This is a genomic window from Thermosynechococcus sp. FA-CM-4201 (genome assembly GCF_054689355.1).
The window spans coordinates 296,419-311,697 of sequence record NZ_CP079920.1 but is presented as its reverse complement, the minus strand read 5'-3'; the positions used below and the strand labels follow the sequence as shown (position 1 = coordinate 311,697).

Sequence of the window (15,279 nt, the reverse complement as noted above, 5' to 3'; positions counted from 1 at the left end):
CTATGGTACTATTTTTTCAGTTCTCTTGCGATCGCTGAATTCTTTTAGGAAAACACCATGATTGATGCTTTGGTTTTGGTTGCTAAACTCCCGGAAGCCTACGCCATTTTTGATCCCCTCGTGGATGTGCTGCCCGTGATTCCTGTGCTCTTTTTGGCCTTGGCCTTTGTTTGGCAAGCCGCTGTCGGTTTCCGTTAAAGATCGCTTCGATCAAAATCACCCTGTTGACTTGCCCCGTTGATTTCAGCGGGGTTATTCTTAACTTTTGCATGTGCTTCCCCTATGGCAGGTCACAGTAAGTGGGCAAACATTAAACGGCAGAAGGCGCGGGTGGATGCCCAAAAGGGCAAGATCTTTGCGCGGCTATCGCGAGCAATCATTATTGCGGCGCGGCATGGGGGAGGAGATCCAGCGGGCAACTTTCAACTGCGCAGCGCCATTGAGAAGGCCAAAGCCGCAGGGATTCCCAGTGAAAATATTGAACGGGCGATCGCCAAGGGTACCGGTACCCTCGACAGTGATGCTCCCCTAGAAGAAATTCGCTACGAAGGGTATGGGCCGGGGGGTGTGGCGTTTTTGATTGAGGCCCTCACGGATAATCGCAATCGCACGGCAGCGGATCTGCGGGCTGCCTTTAATAAACAGGGGGGCAACCTCGGCGAAACCGGCTGTGTGGGCTGGATGTTTGAGCAGTGGGGCATGGTTACTGTTACCGCCCCTACAGATGAGGAAGCCTTCCTTGAGGCACTACTGGCGGCGGATGTTGAAACCTATGAGATCCTAGAGGGGGTGGCCGAAGTGCGCTGTCCCGTACCCGCCCTTGAAACCGTCAGCGAAACTTTGAAAGAACACGGCTACACTGTTCTCGACACCGAAAGCCGCTGGGTTCCAATGAATACCGTAGAAATCACTGATGAAGACACGGCGCGGCGCGTCCTTAAGCTCATGGATGCCCTCGAAAATCTCGATGATATTCAAAGTGTGGCCACCAACGTCACGATGAGCGATGCCCTGATGGAGGCGATGTACGTCTAGGCATCCGTGGTTTTACGGAATCTGAGGGAGAATTTCTTCTTTCTTAAGGTTGGCAAAGTTGAGTGGAAACACGGTAGGCAGCCAAAGGCAGCCGTGGGAGGATAAAAGTACGGTTGCAGGCATTGCACCGAGGCACGTTGTGTGTAACCAGATTGAGGCTCTCCTCAGAGCGATCGCTCTTCTTCTCTCGATCAACGTTGATTGCCCGTGTGTTCCCGCCTTGTGTGTTTCCCCTGTCGGCTCGTGTGTGTTCCTCAGTTCCCTGTTGAAAAAAAGTTGTAGCCAGTTTTTAGTGTGTTTCCTGAAGTGCTTGGAGGGGGGCGGCAGCAAAATAGCGACGACGGAAATTCTCCTCGGCGATCGCTGCTGTGAAGGTCTCTAAGGCCACTGCCGTATGGGGGGAAGATTTCACTTCGGGTGGCCACTCACACCAAAACTCTTCTCCACTCTGAATAACTTGAACCCCCAGTGTCTCCAGCACATTGAGGGCATAGTTCAAGGTGGCCGCTTCAATGCCAAGGTGTTCCCGCAGCCCCTCGCGGTGTAAACCTGTTCCCTGTTGACTGGCTTGTTGGCACAGCGTCAGGAATTCCTGCCAGACCTTTAAGGCGTCCTGCTCTGGGGGGGGAGAGTAGGCCAGAATCAAGGGTTGCTGTTCTCTTTTTGCGCGCTGAATCCATTGGCGCCAGCTTTCCCGTGATGTCGGGCAGGTTTCGACGCGCAGACCCTTGACGCTGGCCTCGTAGGGGCGATCGCGATAATCCATGAGGGACTGAAAAGATGCCGCTTGGATCACATGGGTTGCACTGGGTCGCAGCTCTTTAATGACGGCTGAGAGGGACTCTTGCCACTGCTCTAGCTCAATCACCAGATCACAGCGTTCCTTGGGGCAATCCCCCACTTGATGATCCCACCACTTGGCAGGAAAGGTGTGCTGGCCGTCATGGAGCACCATTGAGACATATCTTCTGGTGTTCTGATTCTGGCGGTTATTGTTATCCCTGAGGTCAGTGAGTTCCACATTGCGCACCAGCAATCGCGGCGGGGGATGGTGGGTGGCATCAAAGGGGGCAAGCACTTCTAGTTCCTTGAGCAATCGCTGATTGAGTTGATCCAAGGTCACTTCCAAGTCAATCCGCAAGGGTTGTGGTGTGGCGCTAGCGGTGCCCTCTTTTTGGGTCAAGAATTGGTTCAGAGCCGCTTCCAAAAGGGGAATATGCGCCATCTTGAGCCGAAAGCCCGCTGCATAGGGATGCCCGCCAAATCCCTCAAATAAATGCCGTTGGCTGTGGAGTGCTTCATAGAGATCCACAAAGCCATCCGACCGCGCCGAACCTGCTGCCATGCCCGTTTCTGGATGGGTCTGAAGCAAAATGGCGGGGCGGCCATAGGTTTTGACCATCTCGTTGGCCACTAGCCCCAAAAGACTCAATGGCCAAGTGTCATCGGTAAGCAGAATCACCCGCGATGCTGAGAGATCCAACTGAGCGACTTTGTCATGGGCCATCTTGGCAATCTCTTTTTGGCGTCGCTGCCGTTCTGCATTCACTTTTTCAATGTGCTGTGCCAACTGCCGTGCTTGGTGCCAATTTTGAGTCGTCAAAAGCGTAATCAGCGATCGCACATCTCCCTCGACACGACTGACAGCATTGAGGCGGGGTGCGATGGTAAAACTAATCTGCCGTTGCCGCGCCGTGCCTTTGGATGCCCCCTTCAAAAGGACAGCAATCCCCGGGCGTAGGGTCTGACACTTTCCGAGTTGTTCTAGGCCGCGCTGAGCAAGATAGCGGCACTCTCCGCGCAATTCAACCAAGTCGGCAATCAGGCCAATGGCCACCAGATCAAGGAGAGTCTCTAGGGAATATCCTTGGGTTTTCTCTGGCCATCGGGCATAAACCGCTTCCAAAAATTTGTAGGCGACGCCAACCCCCGATAAATGACGCAGGGGATGATCCCAAGGTAACTGCCGAGGATTGATCAGCGCCACAGCCCCCAAGGGAGTGGGTTCAAGGGTGTGGTGATCGGTAACAATCACATCCATCCCCAACTGACGGGCAAAGGCAATTTCAGCATCGTTGGTGCAGCCCGTATCACAGGTGATAATTAGAGAAACTCCCTTTTGCTGAAGCTCCTCAAGGCCATGGCGCGAGAGACCATGGGAATCTTGCTGGCGATTGGGAATGTAAAAATCCACCAATTGCGCCCCCAAAACGGGTTTGAGTCCTTCCCAGAGGACGGCGGTGGCCGTGACCCCATCGGTATCAAAGTCTCCCCAAATGGCAACCTTTTCCTGTTGATCGAAGGCTTGCTGCAAGCGCCCTAGGGCAGCAGGCATTTCTGGAAACTCAAGGGGAGAGGCTGACTCATAGTACTGCCAATCTAAAAAAGGGGGCACTTGCCGAAGCGGATCACGATAGCCTCGCTGCCAAAGTAACTGAGCAGTGATGGCGCCCGCATCGGGGTGGAGCTTCTGGATTGCCTCAATGAAGTCTAGGGGGGCGGGGTCAGCGGAATAGACTTGCCAAGGACGCTGCATGGCGGTGAATTTCTCAGGGAAGGCGGCAAAGATCTTCTTTGATCATAGCGATCGCCCGCCCAAGCTGGAGAAATTAGCAAAAAGTTCTGCCGATCTCTACCCCTACCCATAGGGTAACGATACAATCAGGACAGCCATTGGGGATATGAGAAACGTGAATCATACATTTTTAGTTGATGGGGGGCGGTGGCTGCTCAAGGGCACGTGGCTAGAGGCCAATCAAGAACCGATTCCAGTGACGGGGAAGATTTTAGTCTCCTACGGCCAAGATGACTGGTTTTCAATGGCGGCCAAGATTACGTTTCCCGGACAAGTGAAGCCAGAATTAGTGTTGCAGTCGCGGGGAAAGTTGGAACTAGATGAGCAGGTGTTTACCTATGTGCTCCAACACAGCCTCTTTGGTCGGCTAGAAGGGGAAGGCTGGATTACGCCCCACGCGATCGTGCAGCAGTTTATTTTGCTGGGGGATGCCAACCGCTGTACGGGCTTCGAGCACTACTGGCAACTAGACGCCAATCACTACACACTCCTCAGCGGTATTCACAACAGCCATAAGCTCAAACATTTACTAGAGGCAACCCTCGAACGGGTTTAGTGGGGGCTAGGGGTGCGCTGGCGGTGGCGTATCTACGAGGAACCCCTTCGGGAACCCTTGGCAACGGCGCAGGGGGTCTGGCGATCGCGCTCAGGAATTTATCTGCGCCTCGAAGATGAACACGGCCAAGTGGGCTACGGTGAAATTGCCCCTCTCCCCGGCTGGGGCAGCGAAACCCTCAGTGCCGATATTGCCCTGTGTCAGCAACTGCCTTACTACCTCACCCCCGAGATCATTGCCACGCTTCCAGAGGCATTCCCCGCCGCCCAGTTTGGTTTTGCCACGGCATGGCAGAGTGTCGGGCAACTTCCCTATCGGCTCCGCCCTTGGCCAATCTGCGCCCTTTTAGGCAGTGGTCGAGCCGCCCTTGAGCAGTGGCAGCAGCCTTGGCAGCAGGGGCAAACCACATTCAAGTGGAAAGTTGGTGTCCTGTCCCCAGAGGAAGAGCAAGGGATCCTCACGACGTTATTGGCGGCACTGCCCGAGGTCGCAAAATTACGCCTTGATGCCAACGGGAGCTGGGATTTAGCAACCGCAGTGCACTGGTTGACTTGGCTCGATCGCCATGGGAACGGCAAAATTGAGTATGTGGAGCAACCGCTACCCCCCAATCAATGGCAAGCTCTATTGCGGCTGTCGCAAACGGTGAGAACGGCGATCGCCCTCGATGAGAGTGTAGTGAGTGCAACGGAATTGCAGCGTTGGTTAGAGTGGGGCTGGCCGGGACTCTTTGTGATTAAGCCAGCGCTGTTTGGCTCTCCAGACCGCTTGAGTGTCCTGTTGCGTGACGGTTTAGAACCGCAGCGGCTGGTCTTTTCCTCTGCCCTCGAAGGGGCGATCGCCCGCACGGCAATTTTTCAGTGCTTTGAAACATGGCAGCCCTGTCGTGCCCTTGGCTTTGGCGTTGAACGCTGGCGATCGGCACCCCTGCTCACCTCTTTGGCAGACTATGAGGCAGAATGGCATCGCCTTGACAATTATGGTAAAAGTTACTATAAATAAAACATCCTTTACATCCTCAGAGCCATGACGGGTTTCACCTTGGCCGCCAGTGACTACAGTTTGCTGACGGATCTCTACCAATTGACGATGGTGGCCACCTACGCAGGTGAGGATTTGGCTTGGACACCCGCCAGCTTTGAACTGAGTGTGCGGCGACTGCCCCGCGGATATACGTATCTGGTGGCGATGGGGTTAGCTCAGGTACTGGAATACCTACAACAGGTGCAATTCACCCGCCAACAAATTGACTACTTGAAAGGTCTAGCGGTCTTTGAGCGCGCACCCGCTGCCTTCTGGGAGCTGTTGAGCCAGAGCCAGTTCCGGGGGGATGTGTGGGCAGTGCCGGAAGGAACAATTGTGTTTGCCCAAGAACCCCTGCTGCGGATTGAGGCGCCCCTTTGGCAAGCCCAGTGGCTAGAGACTTGTCTGCTCAATATCGTGAACTACCAAACCCTTGTGGCCACCCGCGCTTCTCGGCTGCGACAGTTGGTGGGGGCAGAGATTGATCTGTTGGAATTTGGGACGCGCCGTGCCTTTAGTCCCCAAGCGTCCCTGTGGGCAACACGCTCAGCCCTCGCCGCCGGATTTACGGCCACCTCGAATGTCTTAGCAGCACAGCAGTTGGGGGTTGCCCCCACAGGCACGATGGCGCATTCCCTTGTGATGGCGATCGCCACCCTTGCCGGTACAGAACAGGATGCCTTTACGGTCTTCTTGCGCTACTACCCCGAAGGGGCGCTCTTAGTAGATACCTATGACACATTAGCTGCCGTTGCCACCCTTGCCGATCGCCAAGCGTCTGGGGAAATTGTCGTCAAAGCGGTGCGCATTGATTCAGGGGATCTGCTGAGCCTCTCCCAGAAAATTCGTCAACTCCTACCCCAAGCGAAAATCATTGCCAGTGGCGATCTCGATGAGGGGGAAATTCGCCGCCTACGAGCAGCGGGGGCCTGTATTGATGCCTATGGCATTGGCACGAAGCTGGTAACGGGAGATCCGGTCAATGGGGTCTATAAGTTAGTCGAGATCAATGGTCAGGGGGTGATGAAGGTCTCCAGTGGCAAAATGACCCTACCCGGACGCAAGCAAATTTATCGCCGCCCCAGTGGGGATTGCCTTGCCCTTGCCAGCGAGGAAAATGTTTGGGGCAGACCGCTCCTCGAACCCGTCATGAAGGCAGGACGCCCCCTCTATCCGCCGGAGTCCTTGGCGACAATTCGCGATCGCCACCGTGCTAGCCTAGCGGAATTGCCGGAGACCCTCTTGGATGTGACCCAGCCCGTGGTTTATTCCCCTGCCCTTGACGCCCTGATTCAACAGTTACGCCACCGCCCATGACGATCGCCCTTTTTGGTACCAGTGCTGATCCACCCACCGCCGCCCACGGGGATATTCTCCAGTGGTTGAGCGATCGCTATGACCGCGTCCTAGTGTGGGCAGCCGATAACCCCTTCAAAGGGCAGCAAACCCCCTTGCCCTATCGCCAAGCCATGCTCAATCTCTTGGTGCGCAGCCTCAACCGCCCCAATGTCGAACATCACCCCGAACTCAGCCACCCCTACACCATTCATTCCGTTGAGCAGGTGAAACAGCAGTGGCCCGATGAACCCCTTACCCTTGTGGTGGGCAGTGATGTTCTCACTAAGCTACCCCAGTGGTATCAGGCGGCGCAGCTCCTGAAACAGGTGAAGCTTTTGGTCTTGCAGCGTCCCGGCGTCGTCATTGACCCCAAGGATTGGCAAGCTGTGCGGCAACTGTGTCCCGAGATGGAACTGGCAAACTATCGTGGGCCAGCAGTCTCCTCGACGACCTATCGGCAACAGCGGGATGAACAACAACTCCTGCCGGCGATCGCCCAGTACATTCAGCAGCAAGGACTTTACTCCCAGCCATGAGCGCTTCCCCTTTGCCCCTTGCAGAATTTGTTGTTGGTGTGGACAACGTCATTTTCTCCGTGGATACGGATCAAAATCGCCTCCTTGTGCTCTTGGTGCAGCGACAACAGGTGCCCTTTGCCGGGTATTGGAGCCTGCCCGGTACCCTCGTGCGGCAGGGGGAATCCCTCGAAGCGGCTGCCTATCGCACCCTCGCGGAAAAAATTCGCGTCAGTAACCTCTATCTGGAGCAACTGTACACCTTTGGCGAACCGGCGCGGGATCCCCGTGAGACCACCTATGGCAAGCGCTATCTCTCGGTGAGTTACTTTGCCCTAGTGCGCTTTGCCGATGCGGAACTGATTGCAGCGGGGGACTCTCCAGTGCAGTGGTTTGCCCTAAGTGCCTGTCCAGAACTGGCCTTTGACCACAGCAAAATCTTGGCCTATGGTCACCGCCGCCTCTGCAATAAGCTGGAGTATAGCCCTGTGGCCTTTGATGTGTTGCCTGAGTATTTCACCCTCAATGATCTTTACCAGTTTTACAGCACGGTCTTGGGGGCGAACTTTTCTGATTACTCCAACTTCCGCTCACGGCTTCTGAAACTGGGCATTTTGCAGGATACGCACCAAAAAGTGATCCGAGGGGCGGGCCGACCGGCAACCCTCTACCGCTTCGATCGCGAGGCCTTTGCGCCGCTCAAGGATAAACCCCTAGTTTTTGTCTAAACTTTTTGAGGAATTCCTATGGCCGTGCATCTGTGGATTGCGCAACTCAACCCCACCGTCGGCATTCTCAAAGCCAATGCCCAAGCAATCCTCACCGCAGTCCAAGAGATCCGCAGCCAGCAACCTCTGGATCTGCTGATCACCTCTGAACTTGCCCTCTGTGGCTACCCCCCCAAGGATCTGCTCCTCAACCGCTACTTTGTTGAAGCGATGCAAGCGGAACTGCACCACCTTGCCGCTGCCTTACCGGCTGATGTGGCGGTTTTAGTGGGCACAGTGCTAGCCAATCCCGCCGCTGGCGTAAAGGGAGAAAAGCCCCTCTACAATGGCGCGGCACTCCTTAAGGGGGGACAGGTGCAACAGGTCTTTGCCAAGCAGTTATTGCCCACCTACGATGTCTTTGATGAATGTCGCTATTTTGCCCCCGGCGGTACGGAGAATCTCTTTACGCTGACGACGGCCAGCGATCAACTCAAAATTGGCGTCACCATCTGTGAAGACCTGTGGAACAATGAGCAGTTTTGGGGAGAGCGGCACTACCAGCGCAATCCCGTTGCTGAATTGGTGGCGCAGGGGGCGGATCTAATTGTGAATCTTTCAGCATCGCCCTACTGTGTTGGCAAACCGAAGTTGCGGCAGGCGTTGATTGAACACACGGCTCAGCAGTATGGCTGTCCCTTAATCTATGCCAATCAGGTGGGGGGCAATGATGATTTGATTTTTGATGGCAGCAGTTTAGCGGTGAATCGTCAGGGGCAGATTGTCAGTCAAGCCAAGGGCTTTCGCGAAGATCTCCTGCCTGTGCGCTGGGAAAAGGGAGACCTCGAACCGACGGCGATCGCCCCCGCAGCCAGCAGTGAACCCGAGGAAATTTGGCAAGCCTTGGTGCTAGGGGTGCGCGACTACGCTCGCAAATGTGGCTTTCAGCAGGTGGTGATTGGTCTCAGTGGCGGGATTGATTCAGCCTTGGTGGCAGCGATCGCGACGGCTGCCTTGGGCAACCAACAGGTGCTGGGGGTGTTGATGCCCTCTCCCTACAGTTCCGATCACTCAATTACGGATGCCAAGGACTTGGCCGCAAATCTGGGCATTGCCACGCAGGTCTTACCGATTGCGCCCCTGATGCAGACCTACAGTGAGGTGCTGGCGCCTCTATTTGCTGGTACCCCCAGTGGGGTTGCCGAGGAAAATATCCAAGCTCGCATTCGCGGTACGCTGCTGATGGCGATCGCCAACAAGTTTGGCCACTTGCTCATTTCCACCGGCAATAAATCTGAGCTGGCGGTGGGCTACTGCACCCTCTATGGCGATATGAGTGGTGGTCTCGCGGCTATTGCCGATGTACCCAAAACCCGCGTCTATGAACTCTGCCATTGGTTGAATCAGCAGGCCGCTCAGGGGCATCCGATTCCCGAGCTGGCGATCGCAGGCGACGGGGTGATTCCCCCCCACATTCTCACCAAAGCCCCCAGTGCTGAACTTAAACCCGGCCAAACGGATCAGGATAGCCTCCCGCCCTACGATATTCTCGATGGCATTTTGGCACGGATGATCGATCGCCACCAGTCGGATCACGACATCGCTGCTGCCGGATACGATCTCGACCTTGTACAGCGGGTGCGCCGCATGGTTCAACGGGCAGAATTCAAACGCCAGCAGGCGGCACCGGGCTTAAAGATTACCGATCGCGCCTTTGGTTCCGGTTGGCGGATGCCAATTGCAGCAGAGTGGTAGGTGAAGTTCACGGTGGGAGCAGTCCCATTGCTTGCAGTTCTTGGGTGAGGCGCTGGGCTTCCGCAGGATTTTGATCCCACAATAGGTGAATGGCTTGACGCAGCTTGTCAAGGGCCGCACTGACCTTTCCTAAGCGTAGTAGGAGTGCCCCCTGATTTTGATAGGCCAAGGCACAGGTGGGATCCAACGCTTGCAGGCGATCGTAGGTAGCAAGGGCATCGCCCCAACGTTTTAATTGCTTTTGGGCGTCCGCTAGCCGCAGATAGGTGGCAAGATGCATCACCGCAGGGGTGGGCGTTCCTAGAGCCATTTCATAGGCTGCAATTGCCGCTGGCCACTCCCCGCGCTCGGCATAGAGATTCCCCTGCTGATAGTAAAGTTCATGGGCGATCGCTGGCGGGAGTGTCTTGGCCTTTAAGCCCTGTTCTAAACACTGCTGAGCTTGCTGCCAGTTTCCTGTGGCCAGATAGACACCGGCTAATTTACTCCACAGGTAGGCATCCTCAGGGTGCTGCTCAAGGTAGCGGCGCATGATCCGCTCGGCTCGTTCCTGCTTCTGTTGCCGCTGGGCACCAAGATAGCCGCTATGGACAATGGCGACACCGTTAACGTGACCAATTTGCCAATGGGGTTCCCGCTGTTGCAGGGCAAGCACGCTGTCATCAATCGTTTCGTGGTAGGGACGCTGAAAAAAGAGGTCGGGATGGCGACGAAAGAGGCGCGACACATAGGTATAGGGGGGCACCACACCCAATTCCTGTCGTAGCAGCGTCACCACCAGCCAGTGGGGTTGTTGGCAAATGTCGGGCAGGACAGCCGCAAAGGTGGGAGTTAAAGTTTCATCGGCATCCAGCACCAGCACCCACTCCGTGGTGACATATTTCAGGGCAATGTTGCGAGCGGCTGCAAAATCCTCTTGCCAAGGGACTTCATAGACCCGTGCCCCCCAATCGCGGGCGATCGCCACCGTTGCATCCTGTGACCCCGTATCCACAATCACCGCTTCATCCACCACACCAACCACACTGGCAAGGCATTGGGGCAAGCGTGCCGCCTCATCCCGCACAATCATGCAGAGGGTGATGGCCATAGGTGCTAGGCAAAGTCACCAATCAGCTTGACTTCTGGGTGCAGCCACACCGACCAGCGATCGGCGACCGTGGTTTGCACATGACGGATCAAACGATAGACATCCATGGCCGTTGCGCCGCCACAGTTGAGGATAAAGTTGGCGTGTTTTTCGGAAACTTGAGCACGTCCCATCTGGTAGCCCTTCAAGCCCGTTTGCTCAATTAACCAGCCCGCTGTGCGCTCTTGGGGATTGCGAAAGACACTGCCACAGTTGGGAAAATCGTAGGGCTGCGTCCGCAGGCGATCGCTGAGGTGTTTTTGGGTCGCTGCTTTTACTTGGGCAGGATCATGGCCGGGTTCCAACTGCCATGTGGCTTGCAGTACCAAGCGCTGCGTATCCTGAAGATTCGATGTGCGGTAGGCATAACCCAACTCCCGTGCCGACACCACTGCCAAGGTGCCATCGGGTTCTAAAATCACTGCTGACACCAGTCGCTCCGCTGTACAACCGCCATGGGCACCCGCATTCATCACCACTGCCCCGCCTACAGTGCCGGGGATGCCAACAATCCACTCCAGACCGCGCCAGCCCAGTTTTGCGGCATAGTGAGCCAACTTGGGCAAGGGATAGCCCGCACCCACCGTCAGTTGCCCAGTCTCTAGATCACTTTTGAGATAGCGCAGATGCTTAGTGGAGATCACCAGACCCGCCACACCGCGATCGCTCACTAACAGATTAGACCCTGCTCCCAAAACCGTAATCGGCAGTTGCTCTTCCTGTGCCCAAGTGTAGGCCGCTTGCAATTCAGTAATCGTACGCGGTTCCACAAACCATTCGGCAGCGCCACCCACATTCAAGGTCGTAAACTCGGCAAGGGAGATGTGGCGTTGTAGGGGGCACTGGGTTTGGGGCAAGCAGGCCAAGGTCATAGGGCGATCGCCTCAGTGAGGGAAGAGACACTTAATTGTTCTTGATCCGCCATTACAGACGGAATGAGTTGATTGAGGTTGCCAGCCCCAAGGAAGATGACCAAATCCCCCGGTTGCAGCAGATGCGCCAAGCGAGTTTGTACTGCTTCAAGGGTGGGGCAGTAATCTACTGAAGCATGATATTGACGGGCACAGGTGGCCACATCGGCACCACTAATTGTGCCGGGATTGGGTTCGCCCGCACTATAGATATCCGTCAAGATCACGTGATCCGCTGCGGTGAAGCACTGGCCAAAGGCCTCAAGAAAGGTTTGGGTGCGGCTATAGCGATGGGGTTGAAAGACAGCTACGACCCGTTGCCAAGGGGCTTGCGTACCCACTTGCAGGCGAGCTGCCTCTAAAGTTGCAGTAATTTCGCTGGGATGGTGGGCATAGTCATCAATAAAGCGAATCCCATTCACCTGTCCCCGTTCTTCAAAGCGGCGGCGGGCACCGCGAAACTCTAGTAAAGCAGCAGCAATGGTGGCAAAGTCAATGCCCAGATAACGTCCCACGGCAATCACCGCCAAGGCATTTTGCAGGTTGTGGGCGCCCAAGACATTTAATTGCAGAATTCCAAGGGAGGTGCCCCGCTCCCAAACCCGTGCCGTGGTGCCCTCAGAGGTGTATTGAATATGATCCACACAGTAGTCCACGTCCGCTTGCCGCTGCAGGCTATAGGTCAACAGGTGCGGATGACGCAGGCGATCGCGGATATTCGGACAATCGGCACAGCCAATAACAATGTCTGCTTGATCAGCAAACTGCTGAAACGTGGCCACCACCTCTTCTAGGGAATTGTAGTGATCGGGGTGGTCAAGCTCGATATTCGTAATGACGCCAATATGGGGATGGAATTTGCGCAGGGAGCCATCGGACTCATCGGCTTCAGCAACAAGGTAAGGACTTTGACCCACACGGGCGTTGCCCTGCCAAGCCGCCACTTCACCCCCAACAATAATCGTTGGATCCAGCCCGGCTTGCAACAGCAAATAGGCAATCATGCTGCTGGTGGTTGTCTTACCGTGGGTACCTGCAACGGCAATACTTTGGCTACGGTGCATCAGTGCCGCCAGCACATCGGAACGGTGAAAAATAGGACAGCCTAACCGTTGAGCCGCTTGATATTCAGGATTATCGCTGCGAATGGCGGTGGAGCAGATGACTTGAGGCAGCGGGGCAAAGGGATACGTTTCAAGGTTGGCCGCACTCTGGCCAATAAAGATCTGCACGCCTAACTCAGCCAGTTGCTCGGTCAAACGGTTGGGGCGCAAATCGGATCCAGACACCCTAAAGCCCTGCTTGGCGAGAATGTAGGCAAGGGCTGACATACCAATACCACCAATGCCAATGAAGTGGAATGGACGCTCACTAAACTCCATCACTGGCTGATTTGCCACAAACAACTCCTTTGCTCCACCAAAAAGAAATACCTTGAATCAATAATTAATATCAATAGATGAGTATCAATAGGCATAAATCCTTAGGCTCATCATAGCAGGTCACCCTCAATCCTCATGGGCTAATACTGGCAGATCCAAGGCAAATATGTCACCCTGAGCCAAAAATTTTTTGCAAACAGTTTATTCAGCCCGTGGCACCCTCTTCCTTGGGGATCAGCAATTCGACAAAGAATAAACTCTAGCAGAGACAAATTCAGTGCGGTGTAAGGTAGAAGGTTGATACCGCCTTGTCGGTGTGCCGTTATCTTGCTGAGGACTGGGAATGCTGACGAACTTGCTGGCTTGGAGTATGGCGATCGCCAGTTTAGGCTTGTATCTGTTGGGGTTCTTCCTGCCGGAACTGTACCGTAGGTTTGATCTGGTGGCCAGTGGCGCGGGATTATTCTTTGCCCTGACTCTGTGGATCTATGGCGATCGCATTGGCGGTGGATTGCTCCTAGGAACAGCAGCCGCAGTGGCCTTAATTCTTTGGTTGGGTTGGCAGACCCTCAGCTATCGTTGGCAACTCACCTACCCAGGCGATCGCACCGACACCCAAAAAGCCCAAGCCCTCTGGCAAAAAGTCCAGTCTCTGCTGCCCGCAGGCACCTTTGCGAAAATCGGTGAGCAACTGCAAAGCCTCATCAGTAGCTTGCGCGATCGCCTCCAGAAACAGCCGGATCGCCCCCAGCTTCCCATGGACACCCCACCACCGCCGATGGATACTGGCGACATTAAAGAAGATCTGTGGACAGGGGAGACAGAGACTCCCAGTACCGTTGCCGAACAACCCCCCCCAGCCACTGAGGAAGCTGCCACCGTCCCAGAAGAATCTGCTGAACCAACGCCAGTCGCAGAAACCACGGCCAGCCCCACCGCAGCCACTCCTACAGACGCACCAGCGGATCAGGAAGGGGTTGCCGCAATGACTCCCCCAGAAGCGCCTAGTGTTGAAACGCCGCAGCCGCCCACTGCCAGCACCCCAGAGGAGCCAGAACCAGCAACGGTTACTGCTTCAGAAGAACCAACCCCTCCTGAGACAACAGTTGACGCTCCAGAACCCACAGTGACCGCCGAAGCGCCAGAAGAACACGCAGCTCCTGAAACAGCAATTGAGACTCCAGAACCCACGGTCACTCCTGAGGCAGTGGCAGAACAAACCCCTCCTGAAACGGCAGCAGTGACGCCCCCTGAGACAGTCGTTGATGCCCCAAAACCCACGGCCACTCCTGAGCCAGTGGCAGAACAAGCCCCTCCTGAAACAGTCGTTGATGCCCCAGAACCGACAGCGACCTCTGAAGCAGTGGTTGAACCGCCTCTAGTCTCTGAATCTGCTCCTGATGCTGAACCCACAGAAACGCTGCCTCCAGTGCCAGAATCGCGTACCTCTGCCGCCGATCTCCTAGGAGATATTCCGGAAAGTAGTGATATTGAGGATGAGGCAACATCAGAGGGGACAACCATCGAAAATCCAGAACATACTCCCCCTGAGGACGATGACTGGCCGCCCCGTGAAGCCCGTCTGTGACATCTCACTCGATTGGGTACAGGGCAGGACTGATCACTCCGCGAATCCTGCAAAAGTTAATAAAGTCATGAATCCCTGACTTTTGCCGCTTTTATTTTCTCTGAAGCGAATCTTAATAGAACCTTAATTTTCCCCTAACTTTCCCCAAAAATTCCCCAATTTTCCCAAAGTTTTCCACAGATTGGGGCAAAGTTTTCCACAGGTCTTGACGGTGTGATCGCATTTCAAGACATTTCTGGGGATAACTGCTGCTGGAGCCTTGGGGAAAACGCAAGGAGCGTCAAAAGTCTGGAAACGCTTATTCTGTCGTGGATTGCGATCGCCAAGATGGGTGAAAACAAGGATTGACAGACCCTAGGACAACCCAGACAATGGAGTTCCACGGATAGAGATTCACTTGCTCTGAAACCTTGTGAATGTAGGGCTAAATCCCGCTCTGAGTCAGGGGTTTGGGGATTTGGTCAGAACTTTTATGGGAGTTTTCCACAGGTTTACCCAGGGCGAGCTGATGGCGCCTGCAATTTTGTCTTGGTTTTATTGAGGTAACTCACGGTATGAACGCTCAAGCCACGATTAGTATTCTTGCCGAGATTCCAGAGGAGCTACACGAAACCCTGAAATACTACCTCGAGCGGCATCCCGATTGGGATCAGGATCGCGTCTTTGTGGCCGCACTGTCGCTCTTTTTGCTGCAAAATGGAGAATGCGATCGCCGCACGGCACGGGTCTATCTCGACTCGTTGTTCAAGCGATCCTAAACACGTT

At 55.1% G+C, this 15,279-nt stretch carries 14 protein-coding genes; 10 read left to right on the top strand and 4 right to left on the bottom strand.

The genetic code is table 11. The annotated features are described in order from the left end of the window. Positions 1 to 57: 57 nt before the first annotated feature. Both KV190_RS01420 and KV190_RS01415 read left to right on the top strand, forming a co-directional pair. Positions 58 to 198 (top strand): photosystem II reaction center protein K, encoded by a 141-nt coding sequence (locus KV190_RS01420; RefSeq protein ID WP_011056031.1) that lies wholly within the window; start codon positions 58 to 60, stop codon positions 196 to 198. Positions 199 to 282: 84 nt separating this feature from the next. Beyond that, positions 283 to 1,035, top strand: a complete 753-nt coding sequence (locus KV190_RS01415; protein ID WP_460194271.1) for a YebC/PmpR family DNA-binding transcriptional regulator — start codon at positions 283 to 285, stop codon at positions 1,033 to 1,035. 289 nt (positions 1,036 to 1,324) lie between these two features. On the opposite strand, the gene recJ is transcribed toward KV190_RS01415, so the two are convergent. Beyond that, complete coding sequence (gene recJ / locus KV190_RS01410) at positions 1,325 to 3,571, bottom strand: single-stranded-DNA-specific exonuclease RecJ (RefSeq protein ID WP_460194270.1); 2,247 nt, start codon at positions 3,569 to 3,571, stop codon at positions 1,325 to 1,327. A 145-nt stretch (positions 3,572 to 3,716) separates the two neighbouring features. Here recJ and KV190_RS01405 point away from each other — a divergent pair, with 145 nt between their 5' ends. From KV190_RS01405 to KV190_RS01380, 6 genes are read left to right on the top strand one after another with little or no spacing between them, the layout of a single operon-like run. Next, positions 3,717 to 4,166: a hypothetical protein gene (locus KV190_RS01405; RefSeq protein WP_460194269.1), complete on the top strand. Its 450-nt coding sequence runs from the start codon at positions 3,717 to 3,719 to the stop codon at positions 4,164 to 4,166. Positions 4,167 to 4,178: 12 nt separating this feature from the next. Continuing rightward, entirely contained in the window at positions 4,179 to 5,168 is a 990-nt protein-coding gene (locus KV190_RS01400; RefSeq protein ID WP_460194268.1) for an o-succinylbenzoate synthase, read from the top strand. 24 nt (positions 5,169 to 5,192) lie between these two features. Then, positions 5,193 to 6,506, top strand: coding sequence for a nicotinate phosphoribosyltransferase (locus KV190_RS01395; RefSeq protein ID WP_460194267.1), 1,314 nt, complete (start codon positions 5,193 to 5,195; stop codon positions 6,504 to 6,506). Continuing rightward, entirely contained in the window at positions 6,503 to 7,063 is a 561-nt protein-coding gene (locus KV190_RS01390) for a nicotinate-nucleotide adenylyltransferase (RefSeq protein WP_460194266.1), read from the top strand. Before KV190_RS01395 ends, KV190_RS01390 begins: the two co-directional genes overlap by 4 nt. After that, positions 7,060 to 7,770 carry an NUDIX hydrolase gene (locus KV190_RS01385; protein ID WP_460194265.1) on the top strand — a complete coding sequence of 237 codons (711 nt, stop codon included), beginning with the start codon at positions 7,060 to 7,062 and terminating at the stop codon, positions 7,768 to 7,770. The genes KV190_RS01390 and KV190_RS01385 overlap by 4 nt, the downstream gene beginning before the upstream one ends. A 24-nt stretch (positions 7,771 to 7,794) precedes the next feature. Next, positions 7,795 to 9,504 (top strand): NAD+ synthase, encoded by a 1,710-nt coding sequence (locus KV190_RS01380; protein WP_460195195.1) that lies wholly within the window; start codon positions 7,795 to 7,797, stop codon positions 9,502 to 9,504. A 7-nt stretch (positions 9,505 to 9,511) separates the two neighbouring features. Here the strand turns inward: KV190_RS01380 and KV190_RS01375 are convergent, their stop codons facing one another. From KV190_RS01375 to murC, 3 genes are read right to left on the bottom strand one after another with little or no spacing between them, the layout of a single operon-like run. After that, the gene (locus KV190_RS01375) at positions 9,512 to 10,594 is read right to left on the bottom strand and encodes a tetratricopeptide repeat-containing glycosyltransferase family 2 protein (RefSeq protein WP_460194264.1); all 1,083 of its coding nucleotides are present in this window, start codon (positions 10,592 to 10,594) and stop codon (positions 9,512 to 9,514) included. 5 nt (positions 10,595 to 10,599) lie between these two features. After that, positions 10,600 to 11,505 (bottom strand): UDP-N-acetylmuramate dehydrogenase, encoded by a 906-nt coding sequence (gene murB, locus KV190_RS01370; protein ID WP_460194263.1) that lies wholly within the window; start codon positions 11,503 to 11,505, stop codon positions 10,600 to 10,602. Then, positions 11,502 to 12,926 carry a UDP-N-acetylmuramate--L-alanine ligase gene (gene murC, locus KV190_RS01365; protein ID WP_460195194.1) on the bottom strand — a complete coding sequence of 475 codons (1,425 nt, stop codon included), beginning with the start codon at positions 12,924 to 12,926 and terminating at the stop codon, positions 11,502 to 11,504. The genes murB and murC overlap by 4 nt, the downstream gene beginning before the upstream one ends. Positions 12,927 to 13,269: 343 nt before the next feature. Here murC and KV190_RS01360 point away from each other — a divergent pair, with 343 nt between their 5' ends. Together KV190_RS01360 and KV190_RS01355 are read left to right on the top strand one after the other, a co-directional pair. Beyond that, positions 13,270 to 14,514, top strand: coding sequence for a Ycf66 family protein (locus KV190_RS01360; RefSeq protein ID WP_460194261.1), 1,245 nt, complete (start codon positions 13,270 to 13,272; stop codon positions 14,512 to 14,514). 554 nt (positions 14,515 to 15,068) lie between these two features. Next, complete coding sequence (locus KV190_RS01355; RefSeq protein WP_011056228.1) at positions 15,069 to 15,272, top strand: DUF2811 domain-containing protein; 204 nt, start codon at positions 15,069 to 15,071, stop codon at positions 15,270 to 15,272. The last annotated feature ends 7 nt before the right edge of the window (positions 15,273 to 15,279 follow it).

Bases quoted from the DNA above. Each gene is read 5' to 3' on its own strand.
- KV190_RS01420 (WP_011056031.1), top strand. From the start codon at position 58: ATGATTGATGCTTTGGTTTTGGTTGCTAAACTCCCGGAAGCCTACGCC.
- KV190_RS01415 (WP_460194271.1), top strand. From the start codon at position 283: ATGGCAGGTCACAGTAAGTGGGCAAACATTAAACGGCAGAAGGCGCGG.
- recJ (WP_460194270.1), bottom strand. From the start codon at position 3,571: ATGCAGCGTCCTTGGCAAGTCTATTCCGCTGACCCCGCCCCCCTAGAC.
- KV190_RS01405 (WP_460194269.1), top strand. From the start codon at position 3,717: ATGAGAAACGTGAATCATACATTTTTAGTTGATGGGGGGCGGTGGCTG.
- KV190_RS01395 (WP_460194267.1), top strand. From the start codon at position 5,193: ATGACGGGTTTCACCTTGGCCGCCAGTGACTACAGTTTGCTGACGGAT.
- KV190_RS01390 (WP_460194266.1), top strand. From the start codon at position 6,503: ATGACGATCGCCCTTTTTGGTACCAGTGCTGATCCACCCACCGCCGCC.
- KV190_RS01385 (WP_460194265.1), top strand. From the start codon at position 7,060: ATGAGCGCTTCCCCTTTGCCCCTTGCAGAATTTGTTGTTGGTGTGGAC.
- KV190_RS01375 (WP_460194264.1), bottom strand. From the start codon at position 10,594: ATGGCCATCACCCTCTGCATGATTGTGCGGGATGAGGCGGCACGCTTG.
- murB (WP_460194263.1), bottom strand. From the start codon at position 11,505: ATGACCTTGGCCTGCTTGCCCCAAACCCAGTGCCCCCTACAACGCCAC.
- murC (WP_460195194.1), bottom strand. From the start codon at position 12,926: ATGGAGTTTAGTGAGCGTCCATTCCACTTCATTGGCATTGGTGGTATT.
- KV190_RS01360 (WP_460194261.1), top strand. From the start codon at position 13,270: ATGCTGACGAACTTGCTGGCTTGGAGTATGGCGATCGCCAGTTTAGGC.
- KV190_RS01355 (WP_011056228.1), top strand. From the start codon at position 15,069: ATGAACGCTCAAGCCACGATTAGTATTCTTGCCGAGATTCCAGAGGAG.